General features: G+C 52.9%; 11 protein-coding genes. 10 read left to right on the forward strand and 1 reads right to left on the reverse strand.

Annotated features, from left to right (window positions below; all coding sequences use genetic code 11):
• The 10 genes from GA0061071_RS22445 to GA0061071_RS22500 form a co-directional block, all read left to right on the forward strand.
• Positions 1–777 (forward strand): elongation factor Tu (locus GA0061071_RS22445; RefSeq protein ID WP_139109694.1); only part of this gene is annotated, 777 nt, incomplete at its 5' end.
• Positions 778–1,005: 228 nt separating this feature from the next.
• A complete protein-coding gene (secE, locus tag GA0061071_RS22455) occupies positions 1,006–1,389 on the forward strand; it encodes a preprotein translocase subunit SecE (RefSeq protein ID WP_003033128.1) in 384 nt (127 codons plus the stop codon).
• 1 nt (position 1,390) lies between these two features.
• Positions 1,391–1,936: a transcription termination/antitermination protein NusG gene (nusG, locus tag GA0061071_RS22460; RefSeq protein WP_007665882.1), complete on the forward strand. Its 546-nt coding sequence runs from the start codon at positions 1,391–1,393 to the stop codon at positions 1,934–1,936.
• 141 nt (positions 1,937–2,077) lie between these two features.
• On the forward strand, positions 2,078–2,506 hold the full coding sequence (gene rplK, locus GA0061071_RS22465; protein ID WP_002438627.1) for a 50S ribosomal protein L11: 429 nt from the start codon (positions 2,078–2,080) through the stop codon (positions 2,504–2,506).
• Positions 2,507–2,509: 3 nt separating this feature from the next.
• Complete coding sequence (gene rplA, locus GA0061071_RS22470) at positions 2,510–3,214, forward strand: 50S ribosomal protein L1 (RefSeq protein ID WP_061499020.1); 705 nt, start codon at positions 2,510–2,512, stop codon at positions 3,212–3,214.
• 299 nt (positions 3,215–3,513) lie between these two features.
• Entirely contained in the window at positions 3,514–4,011 is a 498-nt protein-coding gene (gene rplJ / locus GA0061071_RS22480) for a 50S ribosomal protein L10 (protein WP_038865708.1), read from the forward strand.
• A gap of 66 nt (positions 4,012–4,077) precedes the next feature.
• Positions 4,078–4,446, forward strand: a complete 369-nt coding sequence (gene rplL / locus GA0061071_RS22485) for a 50S ribosomal protein L7/L12 (RefSeq protein WP_035890291.1) — start codon at positions 4,078–4,080, stop codon at positions 4,444–4,446.
• Positions 4,447–4,767: 321 nt separating this feature from the next.
• Complete coding sequence (gene rpoB, locus GA0061071_RS22490) at positions 4,768–8,796, forward strand: DNA-directed RNA polymerase subunit beta (RefSeq protein ID WP_061499017.1); 4,029 nt, start codon at positions 4,768–4,770, stop codon at positions 8,794–8,796.
• 76 nt (positions 8,797–8,872) lie between these two features.
• Positions 8,873–13,096, forward strand: a complete 4,224-nt coding sequence (rpoC, locus tag GA0061071_RS22495; protein ID WP_061499014.1) for a DNA-directed RNA polymerase subunit beta' — start codon at positions 8,873–8,875, stop codon at positions 13,094–13,096.
• Positions 13,097–13,249: 153 nt separating this feature from the next.
• Positions 13,250–14,311: an alpha/beta hydrolase family protein gene (locus GA0061071_RS22500; RefSeq protein WP_061499011.1), complete on the forward strand. Its 1,062-nt coding sequence runs from the start codon at positions 13,250–13,252 to the stop codon at positions 14,309–14,311.
• On the opposite strand, the gene GA0061071_RS22505 is transcribed toward GA0061071_RS22500, so the two are convergent.
• Positions 14,238–15,272 carry a helix-turn-helix domain-containing protein gene (locus tag GA0061071_RS22505; RefSeq protein WP_088237705.1) on the reverse strand — a complete coding sequence of 345 codons (1,035 nt, stop codon included), beginning with the start codon at positions 15,270–15,272 and terminating at the stop codon, positions 14,238–14,240. The genes GA0061071_RS22500 and GA0061071_RS22505 overlap by 74 nt on opposite strands.
• Between the last annotated feature and the right edge of the window lie 96 nt (positions 15,273–15,368).

A 15,368-nucleotide genomic window follows, 5' to 3' on the forward strand; every position in this document is an offset into this window, starting at 1 on the left:
AAATGTGACATGGTTGATGACGAAGAGCTGCTGGAACTGGTTGAGATGGAAGTTCGTGAACTGCTGTCTCAGTACGATTTCCCGGGCGACGACACTCCGATCGTTCGTGGTTCTGCACTGAAAGCGCTGGAAGGCGAAGCAGAGTGGGAAGCGAAAATCATCGAACTGGCTGGCCACCTGGATTCTTACATCCCGGAACCAGAACGTGCGATTGACAAGCCGTTCCTGCTGCCGATCGAAGACGTATTCTCCATCTCCGGTCGTGGTACCGTTGTTACCGGTCGTGTAGAGCGCGGTATCATCAAAGTAGGTGAAGAAGTTGAAATCGTTGGTATCAAAGACACCGCGAAATCCACCTGTACTGGCGTTGAAATGTTCCGCAAACTGCTGGACGAAGGCCGTGCTGGTGAGAACGTAGGCGTTCTGCTGCGTGGTATCAAACGTGAAGAAATCGAACGTGGTCAGGTACTGGCTAAGCCGGGTTCAATCAAGCCGCACACCAAATTCGAATCAGAAGTTTATATCCTGTCCAAAGATGAAGGCGGCCGTCATACTCCGTTCTTCAAAGGCTACCGTCCGCAGTTCTACTTCCGTACAACTGACGTGACTGGCACCATCGAACTGCCGGAAGGCGTAGAGATGGTAATGCCGGGCGACAACATCAAAATGGTTGTTACCCTGATTCACCCGATTGCGATGGACGATGGTCTGCGTTTCGCAATCCGTGAAGGCGGCCGTACCGTTGGCGCGGGCGTTGTAGCAAAAGTTCTCAGCTAATCGCTGATAACATTTGACGCAATGCGCAATAAGAGGGCATCATTTGATGCCCTTTTTGTACGCTTTCGAACCAGAACCTGGCTCATCAGTGATTTTTTTTGTCATAATCATTGCTGAGACAGGCTCTGAAGAGGGCGTTAGTCCGAATCTCGCCAGAGCATTTCGGTTTGGTTGCCTCGCCTATGCGGGGCAAAAATGTTTGTCTGAATTCTTGTGACAGGTTGGTTTATGAGTGCGAATACCGAAGCTCAAGGGAGCGGGCGCGGCCTGGAAGCGATGAAGTGGGTTGTTGTTGCAGTACTGCTGCTCGTGGCTATCGTTGGCAACTATCTTTATCGTGACATGATGCTGCCGCTCCGCGCGCTGGCAGTTGTTATTCTGATTGCTGCAGCAGGTGGTGTCGCGCTGTTGACGACGAAGGGTAAAGCAACCGTTGCTTTTGCCCGTGAAGCGAGAACCGAAGTACGTAAAGTGATTTGGCCTACTCGTCAGGAAACGTTGCACACCACATTGATCGTGGCTGCGGTAACCGCAGTCATGTCACTGATCCTGTGGGGACTGGATGGTATTCTGGTTCGTCTGGTTTCCTTTATCACTGGCCTGAGGTTCTGAGATGTCTGAAGCTCCTAAAAAGCGCTGGTACGTCGTTCAGGCGTTTTCCGGTTTTGAAGGCCGCGTAGCTACATCGCTGCGTGAGCATATCAAATTACACAACATGGAAGAGTTATTTGGCGAAGTTATGGTACCGACCGAAGAAGTGGTTGAGATCCGTGGCGGCCAGCGTCGCAAAAGCGAACGTAAATTCTTCCCCGGCTACGTACTTGTCCAGATGGTGATGAACGACGCCAGCTGGCACCTGGTGCGCAGCGTCCCGCGCGTGATGGGCTTCATCGGTGGAACGTCCGATCGTCCAGCGCCGATTAGCGATAAAGAAGTCGATGCGATCATGAACCGCCTGCAGCAGGTAGGTGATAAGCCGCGTCCGAAAACGCTGTTTGAGCCGGGCGAGATGGTCCGCGTTAATGACGGTCCGTTTGCTGACTTTAACGGTGTGGTTGAAGAAGTGGACTACGAAAAGTCCCGCCTGAAAGTTTCTGTTTCTATCTTTGGTCGTGCGACCCCGGTAGAGCTGGATTTCGGTCAGGTCGAAAAAGCCTAAATATTCGGCGATCAAACGTTGCACAAGGCGCGAAATTGACATACAATTTCGCGCCTTTTGTTTTTATGGATTCCCTATCCGTAAAACGTATTTAAACATGGGGAGCCTTTCGGGGCGCTATACCCAAACGAGGAAATTGCAATGGCTAAGAAAGTCCAGGCCTACGTCAAGCTGCAGGTTGCAGCTGGCATGGCAAACCCGAGCCCGCCGGTCGGTCCGGCTCTGGGTCAGCAGGGTGTTAACATCATGGAATTCTGTAAAGCGTTCAACGCCAAAACTGATTCCATCGAAAAAGGTCTGCCAATTCCGGTAGTTATTACCGTTTACGCTGACCGTTCCTTCACTTTCGTTACCAAAACGCCTCCGGCAGCAGTTCTGCTGAAAAAAGCGGCTGGTATCAAGTCTGGTTCCGGCAAGCCGAACAAAGACAAAGTGGGCAAAGTGACTCGCGCTCAGGTGCAGGAAATTGCTCAGACTAAAGCCGCGGACATGACTGGTGCTGACATTGAAGCGATGACTCGCTCGATCGAAGGTACTGCTCGTTCCATGGGCCTGGTAGTGGAGGACTAAGAAATGGCTAAACTGACCAAGCGCATGCGCGTGATCCGTGACAAAGTTGATGCGACCAAACAGTACGACATCAACGAAGCCATTGCTCTGCTGAAAGAGCTGGCCACCGCTAAATTCGTAGAAAGCGTAGACGTTGCTATTAACCTCGGCATCGATGCGCGTAAATCTGACCAGAACGTACGTGGTGCAACTGTACTGCCGCACGGTACTGGCCGTTCTGTTCGCGTTGCCGTATTTACCCAGGGCCCGAACGCTGAAGCTGCTAAAGCAGCTGGCGCAGAGCTGGTAGGTATGGAAGATCTGGCTGAGCAGATCAAGAAAGGCGAAATGAACTTTGACGTTGTTATTGCTTCTCCGGATGCAATGCGCGTTGTTGGCCAGCTGGGCCAGGTTCTGGGTCCGCGTGGCCTGATGCCAAACCCGAAAGTTGGTACTGTAACGCCGAACGTTGCCGAAGCGGTTAAAAACGCTAAAGCCGGTCAGATTCGTTACCGTAACGACAAAAACGGCATCATCCACACCACCATCGGTAAAGTGGACTTCGACGCTGACAAACTGAAAGAAAACCTGGAAGCCCTGCTGGTTGCGCTGAAAAAAGCAAAACCGACTCAGGCGAAAGGCGTGTACATCAAGAAAGTTAGCATCTCCACCACCATGGGTGCTGGTGTTGCGGTCGACCAGGCTGGTCTGAGCGCAGTAGCGAACTAATATTCGCCTTTACGTGGGTGGTGGATTTGTCTACAATCTTCCCCCCATGTTTTACTAACGCGAGTTGGTAAAAAAAGAGATTTGTTCGTTGGAGCCTGGCCTATCCAGGCCTCCGTCGAAGACCGCAGGTGTTTCGTTAGAAGCTTAATTCCCTGCGTAGACGGTGACAGAACCTGAAGAATATTTTTTAAGTACTCTTTGGCTTGTTTCTGCTCACCGTATTAAGACGCTCTTTTCTTTGAGAAGAGTGAAGTGAGTTCCAGGGCATGAGCCCTGGCAAACATCCAGGAGCAAAGCTAATGGCTTTAAATCTTCAAGACAAACAAGCGATTGTTGCTGAAGTCAGCGAAGTAGCCAAAGGCGCGCTGTCTGCGGTTGTTGCGGATTCCCGTGGCGTTACCGTAGATAAAATGACCGAACTGCGTAAAGCAGGTCGCGAAGCTGGCGTTTACATGCGTGTTGTTCGTAACACCCTGCTGCGCCGTGCTGTTGAAGGTACTGCTTTTGAGTGCCTGAAAGACGCGTTCGTTGGTCCGACCCTGATTGCATACTCTATGGAACACCCGGGCGCAGCTGCTCGTCTGTTCAAAGAGTTCGCGAAAGCGAATGCAAAATTTGAGGTCAAAGCCGCTGCCTTTGAAGGTGAGTTGATCCCGGCGTCGCAGATCGATCGCCTGGCAACCCTGCCGACCTACGAAGAAGCAATTGCACGCCTGATGGCAACCATGAAAGAAGCCTCTGCTGGCAAACTGGTTCGTACTCTGGCTGCTGTACGCGATGCGAAAGAAGCTGCTTAATCGCAGTATTCTTTGTAACGCATTCGCTTACGTATAAACTTATTCTGATATTCAGGAACAATTTAAATGTCTATCACTAAAGATCAAATCATTGAAGCAGTTGCCGCTATGTCCGTAATGGACGTTGTAGAACTGATCTCTGCAATGGAAGAAAAATTCGGTGTTTCTGCTGCTGCCGCTGTAGCTGTTGCTGCTGGCCCGGCTGCTGAAGCTGCTGAAGAAAAAACTGAGTTCGACGTAATTCTGAAAGCCGCTGGCGCTAACAAAGTTGCTGTTATCAAAGCAGTACGTGGCGCAACTGGCCTGGGTCTGAAAGAAGCTAAAGACCTGGTAGAATCTGCTCCGGCCGCTCTGAAAGAAGGCGTGAGCAAAGATGACGCTGAAGCTCTGAAAAAATCTCTGGAAGAAGCTGGCGCTGAAGTTGAAGTTAAATAAGCCAACCCTTCCGGTTGCAGCCTGAGAAATCAGGCTGATGGCTGGTGACTTTTTGGTCACCAGCCTTTTTGCGCTGTAAGGTGCCGGCAGCGTTTCACACTGTTTGACTGCCAGTAACCTTTACAATGCTTGTTTCTATCGACGACTTAATATACTGCGGCAGAAGAGATCTTCTGTGTAAACCGCAATGAAATGATTTAAGCGTGATAGCAACAAGCATTGCGGAAAGTGCTCCACTTTCCGGTCCAACAAAATAGTGTTGCATAAACTGTCCTACCGACGGACAGAGTGGGTCGACTTGTCAGCGAGCTGAGGAACCCTATGGTTTACTCCTATACCGAGAAAAAACGTATTCGTAAGGATTTTGGTAAACGTCCACAAGTTCTGGATGTCCCATATCTCCTTTCTATCCAGCTTGACTCGTTCCAGAAGTTTATCGAGCAAGATCCTGAAGGGCAGTACGGTCTGGAAGCGGCTTTCCGCTCCGTGTTCCCGATTAAAAGCTACAGCGGCAATTCGGAACTGCAATACGTCAGCTACCGTCTTGGCGAACCTGTTTTTGATGTTAAAGAATGTCAGATCCGTGGCGTAACATACTCTGCTCCGCTGCGCGTAAAACTGCGTCTGGTGATCTACGAGCGCGAAGCGCCGGAAGGCACTGTTAAAGACATCAAAGAGCAAGAAGTGTACATGGGCGAAATCCCGCTCATGACCGACAACGGTACCTTTGTTATCAACGGTACCGAACGCGTTATTGTTTCTCAGCTGCACCGTAGCCCTGGTGTCTTCTTTGACAGCGATAAGGGTAAAACCCACTCATCTGGTAAGGTGCTTTATAACGCACGTATCATTCCTTACCGTGGGTCATGGCTGGACTTTGAGTTCGATCCGAAAGACAACCTGTTCGTTCGTATCGACCGCCGTCGTAAGCTGCCGGCCACTATCATTCTGCGTGCGCTGAACTACACCACTGAACAGATTCTCGATCTGTTCTTTGAAAAAGTTGTCTTTGAGATTCGTGACAACAAGCTGCAGATGGAACTGGTGCCGGAACGCCTGCGTGGCGAAACTGCTTCTTTCGACATTGAAGCGAACGGCAAAATGTATGTTGAAAAAGGCCGCCGCATCACCGCGCGCCATATCCGTCAGTTGGAAAAAGACGAGATTCAGCATATTGAAGTACCGGTTGAATACATCGCAGGCAAAGTTGCTGCGAAAGATTACATTGATGAATCCACTGGCGAGCTGATTTGCCCGGCGAACATGGAGCTGTCGCTCGATCTGCTGGCAAAACTGAGCCAGTCTGGTCATAAACGTATCGAAACCCTGTTCACCAACGATCTGGACCACGGTCCGTACATTTCTGAAACTGTACGTGTCGACCCGACCAACGATCGTCTGAGCGCGCTGGTAGAAATCTACCGCATGATGCGCCCGGGTGAACCGCCGACGCGCGAAGCGGCTGAAAGCCTGTTTGAGAACCTGTTCTTCTCTGAAGACCGCTACGATCTGTCTGCCGTTGGTCGCATGAAGTTCAACCGTTCTCTGCTGCGCGACAGCATTGAAGGTTCCGGTATCCTGAGCAACGACGACATCATCGAAGTGATGAAAAAACTCATCGGTATCCGTAATGGTATCGGTGAAGTGGATGATATCGACCATCTCGGCAACCGTCGTATCCGTTCCGTGGGCGAAATGGCGGAAAACCAGTTCCGCGTTGGCCTGGTGCGTGTAGAACGTGCGGTGAAAGAGCGTCTGTCTCTCGGCGATCTGGATACCCTGATGCCGCAGGATATGATCAACGCCAAGCCGATCTCCGCTGCAGTGAAAGAGTTCTTTGGTTCCAGCCAACTGTCTCAGTTTATGGACCAGAACAACCCGCTGTCTGAGATCACGCACAAACGTCGTATCTCTGCACTCGGCCCAGGCGGTCTGACCCGTGAACGCGCAGGCTTTGAAGTTCGAGACGTACACCCAACTCACTACGGTCGTGTATGTCCTATCGAAACGCCTGAAGGTCCGAACATCGGTCTGATCAACTCCCTGTCCGTGTACGCGCAGACTAACGAATATGGTTTCCTCGAAACCCCGTATCGTAAAGTGACCGACGGTGTTGTAACTGACGAGATTCATTACCTTTCTGCAATTGAAGAAGGTAACTACGTTATCGCTCAGGCGAACACCAACCTGACGGAAGAAGGTCGTTTCGCAGAAGATCTGGTTACCTGCCGTAGTAAAGGCGAATCGAGCCTGTTCAGCGCAGACCAGGTTGACTATATGGACGTTTCCACCCAGCAGGTGGTTTCCGTCGGTGCATCCCTGATCCCGTTCCTGGAACACGATGACGCCAACCGTGCATTGATGGGTGCGAACATGCAACGTCAGGCGGTTCCGACTCTGCGCTCTGATAAGCCGCTGGTTGGTACCGGTATGGAACGTGCTGTTGCCGTTGACTCCGGTGTTACCGCCGTTGCTAAACGTGGCGGTACCGTTCAGTACGTGGATGCGTCCCGTATCGTTATCAAAGTTAACGAAGACGAGATGTACCCGGGCGAAGCGGGTATCGACATCTACAACCTGACCAAATACACCCGTTCTAACCAGAACACCTGTATCAACCAGATGCCGTGTGTCTCTCTGGGTGAGCCAATTGAGCGCGGCGACGTGCTGGCTGACGGTCCGTCCACCGACCTCGGTGAACTGGCGCTCGGTCAGAACATGCGCGTAGCGTTCATGCCGTGGAACGGTTACAACTTCGAAGACTCCATCCTCGTCTCCGAGCGTGTGGTCCAGGAAGACCGCTTTACAACTATTCACATCCAGGAACTGGCTTGCGTGTCCCGTGACACCAAACTGGGGCCGGAAGAGATCACTGCCGACATCCCGAACGTGGGTGAAGCTGCGCTCTCCAAACTGGATGAATCCGGTATCGTTTACATCGGTGCGGAAGTGACCGGCGGCGACATTCTGGTTGGTAAGGTAACGCCGAAAGGTGAAACCCAACTGACGCCAGAAGAGAAACTGCTGCGCGCGATCTTCGGCGAGAAAGCGTCTGACGTTAAAGACTCTTCTCTGCGCGTACCAAACGGTGTCTCCGGTACTGTTATCGACGTTCAGGTCTTTACCCGTGATGGCGTGGAAAAAGACAAACGTGCGCTGGAAATCGAAGAAATGCAGCTTAAGCAGGCCAAAAAAGACCTGTCTGAAGAACTGCAGATCCTCGAAGCTGGCCTGTTTAGCCGTATCCACAGCGTGCTGGTTTCCGGCGGTGTTGAAGCTGATAAGCTCGACAAACTGCCGCGCGACCGCTGGTTGGAACTGGGCCTGACCGACGAAGAGAAACAAAATCAGCTGGAACAACTGGCTGAGCAGTATGACGAACTGAAACACGAGTTCGAGAAAAAACTTGAAGCGAAACGCCGCAAAATCACTCAGGGCGACGATCTGGCACCGGGCGTGCTGAAGATTGTTAAGGTGTATCTGGCCGTTAAACGTCAGATCCAGCCGGGTGATAAAATGGCAGGTCGTCACGGTAACAAAGGTGTTATCTCCAAGATCAACCCGATCGAAGATATGCCTTACGATGAAAACGGCACGCCGGTAGATATCGTACTGAACCCGCTGGGCGTACCGTCTCGTATGAACATCGGTCAGATCCTGGAAACTCACCTGGGTATGGCTGCTAAAGGTATTGGCGATAAGATCAACGCCATGCTGAAGCAGCAGCAAGAAGTCGCCAAACTGCGCGAATTCATCCAGCGTGCCTACGATCTGGGCGCTGACGTTCGCCAGAAAGTTGACCTGAACACCTTCAGCGATGATGAGGTTCTGCGTCTGGCAGAAAACCTGCGTAAAGGCATGCCGATCGCAACGCCGGTCTTCGACGGTGCGAAAGAGTCTGAAATCAAGGAACTGTTACAGTTGGGTGGCCTGCCGACTTCCGGTCAGATCACGCTGTTCGACGGTCGTACCGGTGAGCAATTCGAGCGCCAGGTTACCGTCGGCTACATGTACATGCTGAAACTGAACCACCTGGTTGATGACAAGATGCATGCGCGTTCCACCGGTTCTTACAGCCTGGTTACTCAGCAGCCGCTGGGTGGTAAGGCGCAGTTCGGTGGTCAGCGCTTCGGGGAGATGGAAGTGTGGGCGCTGGAAGCTTACGGCGCAGCATACACCCTGCAAGAAATGCTTACCGTTAAGTCTGATGACGTGAACGGTCGTACCAAGATGTATAAAAACATCGTGGACGGCAACCATCAGATGGAACCGGGTATGCCAGAGTCCTTCAACGTACTGTTGAAAGAGATTCGTTCGCTGGGTATCAACATCGAACTGGAAGACGAGTAATTCTCGCTCAAACAGGTCACTGCTGCCGGGGTAAAACCCGGCAGCGGAATGTGCTAACTCCGACGGGAGCAAATCCGTGAAAGACTTATTAAAGTTTCTGAAAGCGCAAACTAAAACCGAAGAGTTTGATGCGATCAAAATTGCTCTGGCCTCGCCAGACATGATCCGTTCATGGTCTTTTGGTGAAGTTAAGAAGCCGGAAACCATCAACTACCGTACGTTCAAGCCTGAGCGTGACGGCCTTTTCTGTGCGCGTATTTTCGGGCCAGTAAAAGACTACGAGTGCCTGTGCGGTAAGTACAAGCGCTTGAAACACCGTGGTGTGATCTGTGAGAAGTGCGGCGTTGAAGTGACCCAGACTAAAGTGCGCCGTGAGCGCATGGGCCACATCGAGCTGGCGTCTCCGACCGCCCACATTTGGTTCCTGAAATCTCTGCCGTCCCGTATCGGTTTGCTGCTGGATATGCCGCTGCGTGATATCGAGCGCGTTCTGTACTTCGAATCCTATGTGGTTATCGAAGGCGGTATGACCAATCTGGAACGTAACCAGATCCTGACCGAAGAACAGTACCTGGACGCGCTGGAAGAGTTCGGTGACGAATTCGACGCGAAAATGGGCGCCGAAGCTATTCAGGCCCTGCTGAAAAGCATGGATCTGGAGCAGGAATGCGAACAACTGCGCGAAGAGCTGAACGAAACTAACTCCGAAACCAAACGTAAGAAGCTGACCAAGCGTATCAAACTGCTGGAAGCGTTCGTACAGTCTGGTAACAAACCGGAGTGGATGATCCTGACTGTTCTGCCAGTGCTGCCGCCGGACCTGCGTCCGCTGGTTCCGCTGGACGGTGGTCGTTTCGCAACGTCGGATCTGAACGATCTGTACCGTCGCGTGATCAACCGTAACAACCGTCTGAAACGCCTGTTGGATCTGGCGGCGCCGGACATCATCGTACGCAACGAAAAACGTATGCTGCAGGAAGCGGTTGACGCCCTGCTGGATAACGGCCGCCGCGGTCGTGCGATCACCGGTTCCAACAAACGTCCTCTGAAATCTTTGGCCGATATGATCAAAGGTAAACAGGGTCGTTTCCGTCAGAACCTGCTCGGTAAGCGTGTTGACTACTCCGGTCGTTCTGTTATCACCGTAGGTCCGTACCTGCGTCTGCATCAGTGCGGTCTGCCGAAGAAAATGGCGCTGGAGCTGTTCAAACCGTTCATTTACGGCAAGCTGGAACTGCGTGGCCTCGCCACCACCATCAAAGCCGCGAAGAAAATGGTTGAGCGTGAAGAAGCTGTCGTTTGGGATATCCTGGATGAAGTTATCCGCGAACACCCGGTACTGCTGAACCGTGCACCAACCCTGCACCGTTTGGGTATTCAGGCGTTTGAACCGGTTCTGATCGAAGGTAAAGCTATTCAGCTGCACCCGCTGGTTTGTGCAGCATATAACGCCGACTTCGATGGTGACCAGATGGCTGTTCACGTACCGCTGACGCTGGAAGCCCAGTTGGAAGCGCGTGCGCTGATGATGTCCACCAACAACATTCTGTCTCCGGCGAACGGCGAACCTATCATCGTTCCGTCTCAGGACGTTGTACTGGGTCTGTACTACATGACCCGTGACTGTGTTAACGCCAAAGGCGAAGGCATGGTGCTGACTGGCCCGAAAGAAGCTGAGCGTATCTATCGCGCTGGCCTGGCCTCTCTGCATGCGCGCGTTAAAGTGCGTATCACTGAATACGAAAAAGATGCTAACGGCGAATTCGTTGCGAAAACCAGCCTGAAAGACACGACCGTTGGTCGTGCGATTCTGTGGATGATCGTGCCGAAAGGTCTGCCTTTCTCCATCGTCAACCAGGCGTTGGGCAAGAAAGCCATCTCCAAAATGCTGAACACCTGTTACCGCATTCTGGGCCTGAAACCGACCGTTATTTTTGCTGACCAGACGATGTACACCGGCTTTGCTTATGCAGCGCGTTCAGGTGCATCCGTTGGTATCGATGACATGGTCATCCCGGCGAAAAAACACGAGATCATCAGCGAAGCGGAAGCTGAAGTTGCTGAGATCCAGGAGCAGTTCCAGTCTGGTCTGGTAACTGCTGGCGAACGCTATAACAAAGTCATCGATATTTGGGCTGCGGCGAACGATCGCGTATCCAAAGCGATGATGGACAACCTGCAGACTGAAACCGTGATTAACCGTGACGGTGTTGAAGAGCAGCAGGTTTCCTTTAACAGCATCTACATGATGGCCGACTCCGGTGCGCGTGGTTCTGCAGCCCAGATTCGTCAGCTTGCTGGTATGCGTGGTCTGATGGCGAAGCCGGATGGCTCCATCATCGAAACGCCGATCACCGCGAACTTCCGTGAAGGTCTGAACGTACTCCAGTACTTCATCTCCACACACGGTGCGCGTAAAGGTCTGGCGGATACCGCACTGAAAACCGCGAACTCCGGTTACCTGACTCGTCGTCTGGTAGACGTTGCGCAGGACCTGGTTGTAACCGAAGACGATTGTGGCACCCTCGAAGGTATCACCATGACGCCGGTTATCGAAGGTGGCGACGTTAAAGAGCCGCTGCGCGATCGCGTTCTGGGTCGTGTGACAGCTGAAGACATTCTGAAACCGGGTACGGCAGACATTCTGGTTCCGCGCAACACGCTGCTGCACGAGCAGTGGTGTGACTTGCTGGAAGCGAACTCCGTCGACTCCGTTAAAGTGCGTTCCGTTGTATCTTGTGACACCGACTTTGGTGTATGTGCACACTGCTACGGTCGTGACCTGGCGCGTGGCCACATCATCAACAAAGGTGAAGCAATCGGCGTTATCGCGGCGCAGTCCATCGGTGAGCCGGGTACACAGCTGACGATGCGTACGTTCCACATCGGTGGTGCGGCATCTCGTGCGGCTGCTGAATCCAGCATCCAGGTGAAAAACAAAGGTAGCATCCGCCTGAGCAACGCGAAGACGGTTGTTAACTCCAGCGGTAAACTGGTTATCACCTCCCGTAACACTGAGCTGAAATTGATCGACGAATTTGGTCGTACCAAAGAAAGCTACAAAGTGCCTTACGGCTCCGTGATGGCGAAAGGTGATGGTGAGCAGGTTGCCGGCGGTGAAACCGTTGCAAACTGGGATCCGCATACCATGCCGGTTATCACTGAAGTGGCTGGTTTCATCCGCTTCACTGACATGATCGACGGCCAGACCATTACACGTCAGACCGACGAACTGACCGGTCTGTCTTCACTGGTGGTTCTGGACTCCGCAGAGCGTACCTCTGGTGGTAAAGACCTGCGTCCGGCGCTGAAAATCGTTGACGCTAACGGCAATGATGTTCTGATTCCGGGCACCGACATGCCGGCGCAGTACTTCCTGCCAGGTAAAGCGATCGTTCAGTTGGAAGATGGCGTTCAGATCAGCTCTGGTGACACCCTGGCGCGTATTCCGCAGGAATCCGGCGGTACCAAGGATATTACCGGTGGTCTGCCGCGCGTTGCGGACCTGTTCGAAGCACGTCGTCCGAAAGAGCCGGCAATTCTGGCTGAAATCAGCGGTATTATTTCCTTCGGTAAAGAGACCAAAGGTAAACGCCGTCTGGTGATCACGCCGGTTGACGGTAGCGAGCCGTACGAAGAGATGATTCCGAAATGGCGTCAGCTCAACGTGTTTGAAGGTGAACGTGTAGAACGTGGTGACGTGGTTTCCGACGGTCCGGAAGCGCCGCACGACATTCTGCGTCTTCGTGGTGTACACGCGGTAACGCGTTATATCACCAACGAAGTACAGGACGTTTACCGTCTGCAAGGCGTTAAGATCAACGATAAGCATATCGAAGTTATCGTTCGTCAGATGCTGCGTAAAGCCACCATCGTGAACGCGGGCAGCTCCGAGTTCCTCGAAGGTGAGCAGGTTGAATACTCTCGCGTTAAGATCGCTAACCGCGAACTGGAAGCGAACGGCAAAATCGGTGCAACGTATGCACGCGATCTGCTGGGTATCACCAAAGCGTCTCTGGCTACCGAGTCCTTCATCTCCGCGGCATCGTTCCAGGAGACCACGCGTGTGCTTACCGAAGCAGCCGTTGCGGGCAAACGCGACGAACTGCGCGGTCTGAAAGAGAACGTGATCGTGGGTCGTCTGATCCCGGCCGGTACTGGTTATGCGTACCACCAGGATCGTATGCGCCGTCGCGCCGCTGGCGAACTGCCGGCAGCACCGCAGGTAACTGCGGAAGATGCAAGCGCGAGCCTGGCAGAACTGCTGAACGCAGGTCTGGGTGGCTCAGACAACGAGTAATCGTTCCTGTAATAAAAAACCCGCTTCGGCGGGTTTTTTTATGTCTGCATTTCATGAAAACGCCGTTAAAAGAGTTCTCGATCGCGTTCCAGGACGCATACTGCAGGCATGTGTGACCAGAATAGGCCTGTGTTAATTAACCTGGTACTCAATATGTCACGCCTTTTTGTTCTGTTTCTTACGGTTATGCTCAGCAGTGCTGCCTGGAGCGAAACTGCTTTTCGCCAGTTGCGTATGGATGAGGAGAGTTCCCGTCCCCTTGAGGTTGCGCTCTGGTATCCCACTCTGCAACATGGCGCATTACAAACGATAGGGGACAATATCGCGTTCAGCGGCACACGAGCACTGCGCGATGCCGAACCCACATCGGGCGAGCATCCTCTTTTGCTGATCTCTCATGGCTATGGTGGCAACTGGCGTAACCTTAACTGGCTGGCGCAACGGATGGCCTTGCAAGGGTACATTGTGGCCGCAGTTGATCATCCCGGCACGACTACACGTAACCAGCATCCGCAGGATGCTCAGCAACTGTGGCTACGCCCGCAGGATCTTCTGCACGTAATGAATAAGGTGATCGCCACTCCCGCTCTTGCCGGGCGGGTGGATAGCCGACGTATTGCGGCGATAGGGCATTCGCTCGGGGGCTGGACGGTGCTGGAACTGGCGGGAGCCCGTTTTGATGCGCAGCGCTTTATCACGGATTGTCAGCAACATCCGATCCTGTCGGGGTGTAAATTGACAGCAAAACTGGGGATCGACCAGCCTCTGGCTGCCAGCAAGCTGGTGGCGGATGCACGTGAATCCCGCATTAAAGCAGTGGTTTCGCTGGATCTTGGGCTGGCGCGGGGTTTCCGTCCGGATAGCCTCCGGCAGATAACGGTTCCCGTTTTGATTATGGCTGCGCAGGCGGATAGCGACGCCCTGCCCGCCAGCCTGGAATCGGGGTATCTGGCTACGTATATTCCTGCTGACCGCCAGCGCTATCGCCGCGTTGAAGGCGCGACGCACTTTAGTTTTATGCAGATGTGTAAACCAGGGGCGGCAGCGCTGATTGAGCAAGAAGCACCTGGTGAGGGGATTGTCTGCGAAGATGGCGGTACGCTCAGCCGTAACGCGATTCACCTCCACCTGCTCAAAGAGATCAGCTCCTTTCTGAATCAGGCCCTGGATTACCAACCGCCGCGTGCCGGTAATCCGTTGGCGTCATCCCACTAATACGGGTGAACTCACGGTTGAAATTGGATTTCGTCGCAAACCCGGCGTCCAGCATGATATCCGTGACCGGGGCCGGGCTCTCCCGCAGTAAGCGCTGAGCATAATGGATGCGAAAGCGGTTGATCCATTGTGATACGTTGCAGCCGCGCACCTGGTTGACGGCTTGTGAGATTTGCCGCGCAGGGATGCCCAGTTTTCGCGCCAGTGCATTGAGTGTGAGATCGGTTTGCAGAAACCACTTTTCTTCATTAATGCGTGCTTCGATACGCTGGCATAGATGTTCGGCCTCCTCATCACAAGGGCGATCTTCCTCGACAGGTTCTGCGATGTGGGGGGGAACAGGCGGTACTTTTTCCCAACTGTAGACGATGGCCAGACAGATAAAGGGCAGCAAAATCGCCTGGGAAAGTGCCACCAACTGCGGTGCTTGTTGCCCTTGATAAACGCCATAATCTACGGCGATAACTAAATCAGTCAGACCGGAAAAACAGAGAAAACAGCCAGCAATAAACGTCATTAATGAGGCGGGACCGGCATCCTGTAAATGGGTGAAGATAAAGGCATCGGCCCCTTGTCGCGCGGTTCTAATCAATGCGCCGCCGTAGCCAATGAACAGCAGCATCAGTATGGCATCCGTCATCATTGGGGCGACAAGGTTGAGCAGCAACGCGATCAGGGGAGCAATCAGGTAGCGAGGGCATTTTTGCAGCCTGTTTTGCGTGGTCAGACGTGCAAAGCAGCGCCACGCCAACGGCGGCAGCGCAATGGCAACAATCGACTGGATCTGACGCAGAATAGCGGCATCGAACTGCCAGCGTAGCGCAGACATGAACACCAACAGCGCACAGGCGCTAATAAATATTGCCGCGCTGCGGTATCCCGATGTGCGTTGCAGGCAGACCTTCAGCAGCAAAATTATCAGAATAGAGAAGGTGTAAAAAGGAAACGGTACGGCGGGCATAGAAGACCTGTACGGGATGGCGTAAAAACGTAATGCTATGTTGTGCCATAAATTCACACGTAAAACACGTCACCACTTTTGGCAGCAACAAAAATG

This window comes from Kosakonia oryzendophytica, assembly GCF_900094925.1.
In the GTDB taxonomy this organism is placed as follows: Bacteria; Pseudomonadota; Gammaproteobacteria; order Enterobacterales; family Enterobacteriaceae; genus Kosakonia; species Kosakonia oryzendophytica.

Bases quoted from the DNA above. Each gene is read 5' to 3' on its own strand.
- rplJ (WP_038865708.1), top strand. From the start codon at position 3,514: ATGGCTTTAAATCTTCAAGACAAACAAGCGATTGTTGCTGAAGTCAGC.
- GA0061071_RS22505 (WP_088237705.1), bottom strand. From the start codon at position 15,272: ATGCCCGCCGTACCGTTTCCTTTTTACACCTTCTCTATTCTGATAATT.
- rpoB (WP_061499017.1), top strand. From the start codon at position 4,768: ATGGTTTACTCCTATACCGAGAAAAAACGTATTCGTAAGGATTTTGGT.
- rplA (WP_061499020.1), top strand. From the start codon at position 2,510: ATGGCTAAACTGACCAAGCGCATGCGCGTGATCCGTGACAAAGTTGAT.
- rplL (WP_035890291.1), top strand. From the start codon at position 4,078: ATGTCTATCACTAAAGATCAAATCATTGAAGCAGTTGCCGCTATGTCC.
- secE (WP_003033128.1), top strand. From the start codon at position 1,006: ATGAGTGCGAATACCGAAGCTCAAGGGAGCGGGCGCGGCCTGGAAGCG.
- rplK (WP_002438627.1), top strand. From the start codon at position 2,078: ATGGCTAAGAAAGTCCAGGCCTACGTCAAGCTGCAGGTTGCAGCTGGC.
- GA0061071_RS22500 (WP_061499011.1), top strand. From the start codon at position 13,250: ATGTCACGCCTTTTTGTTCTGTTTCTTACGGTTATGCTCAGCAGTGCT.
- nusG (WP_007665882.1), top strand. From the start codon at position 1,391: ATGTCTGAAGCTCCTAAAAAGCGCTGGTACGTCGTTCAGGCGTTTTCC.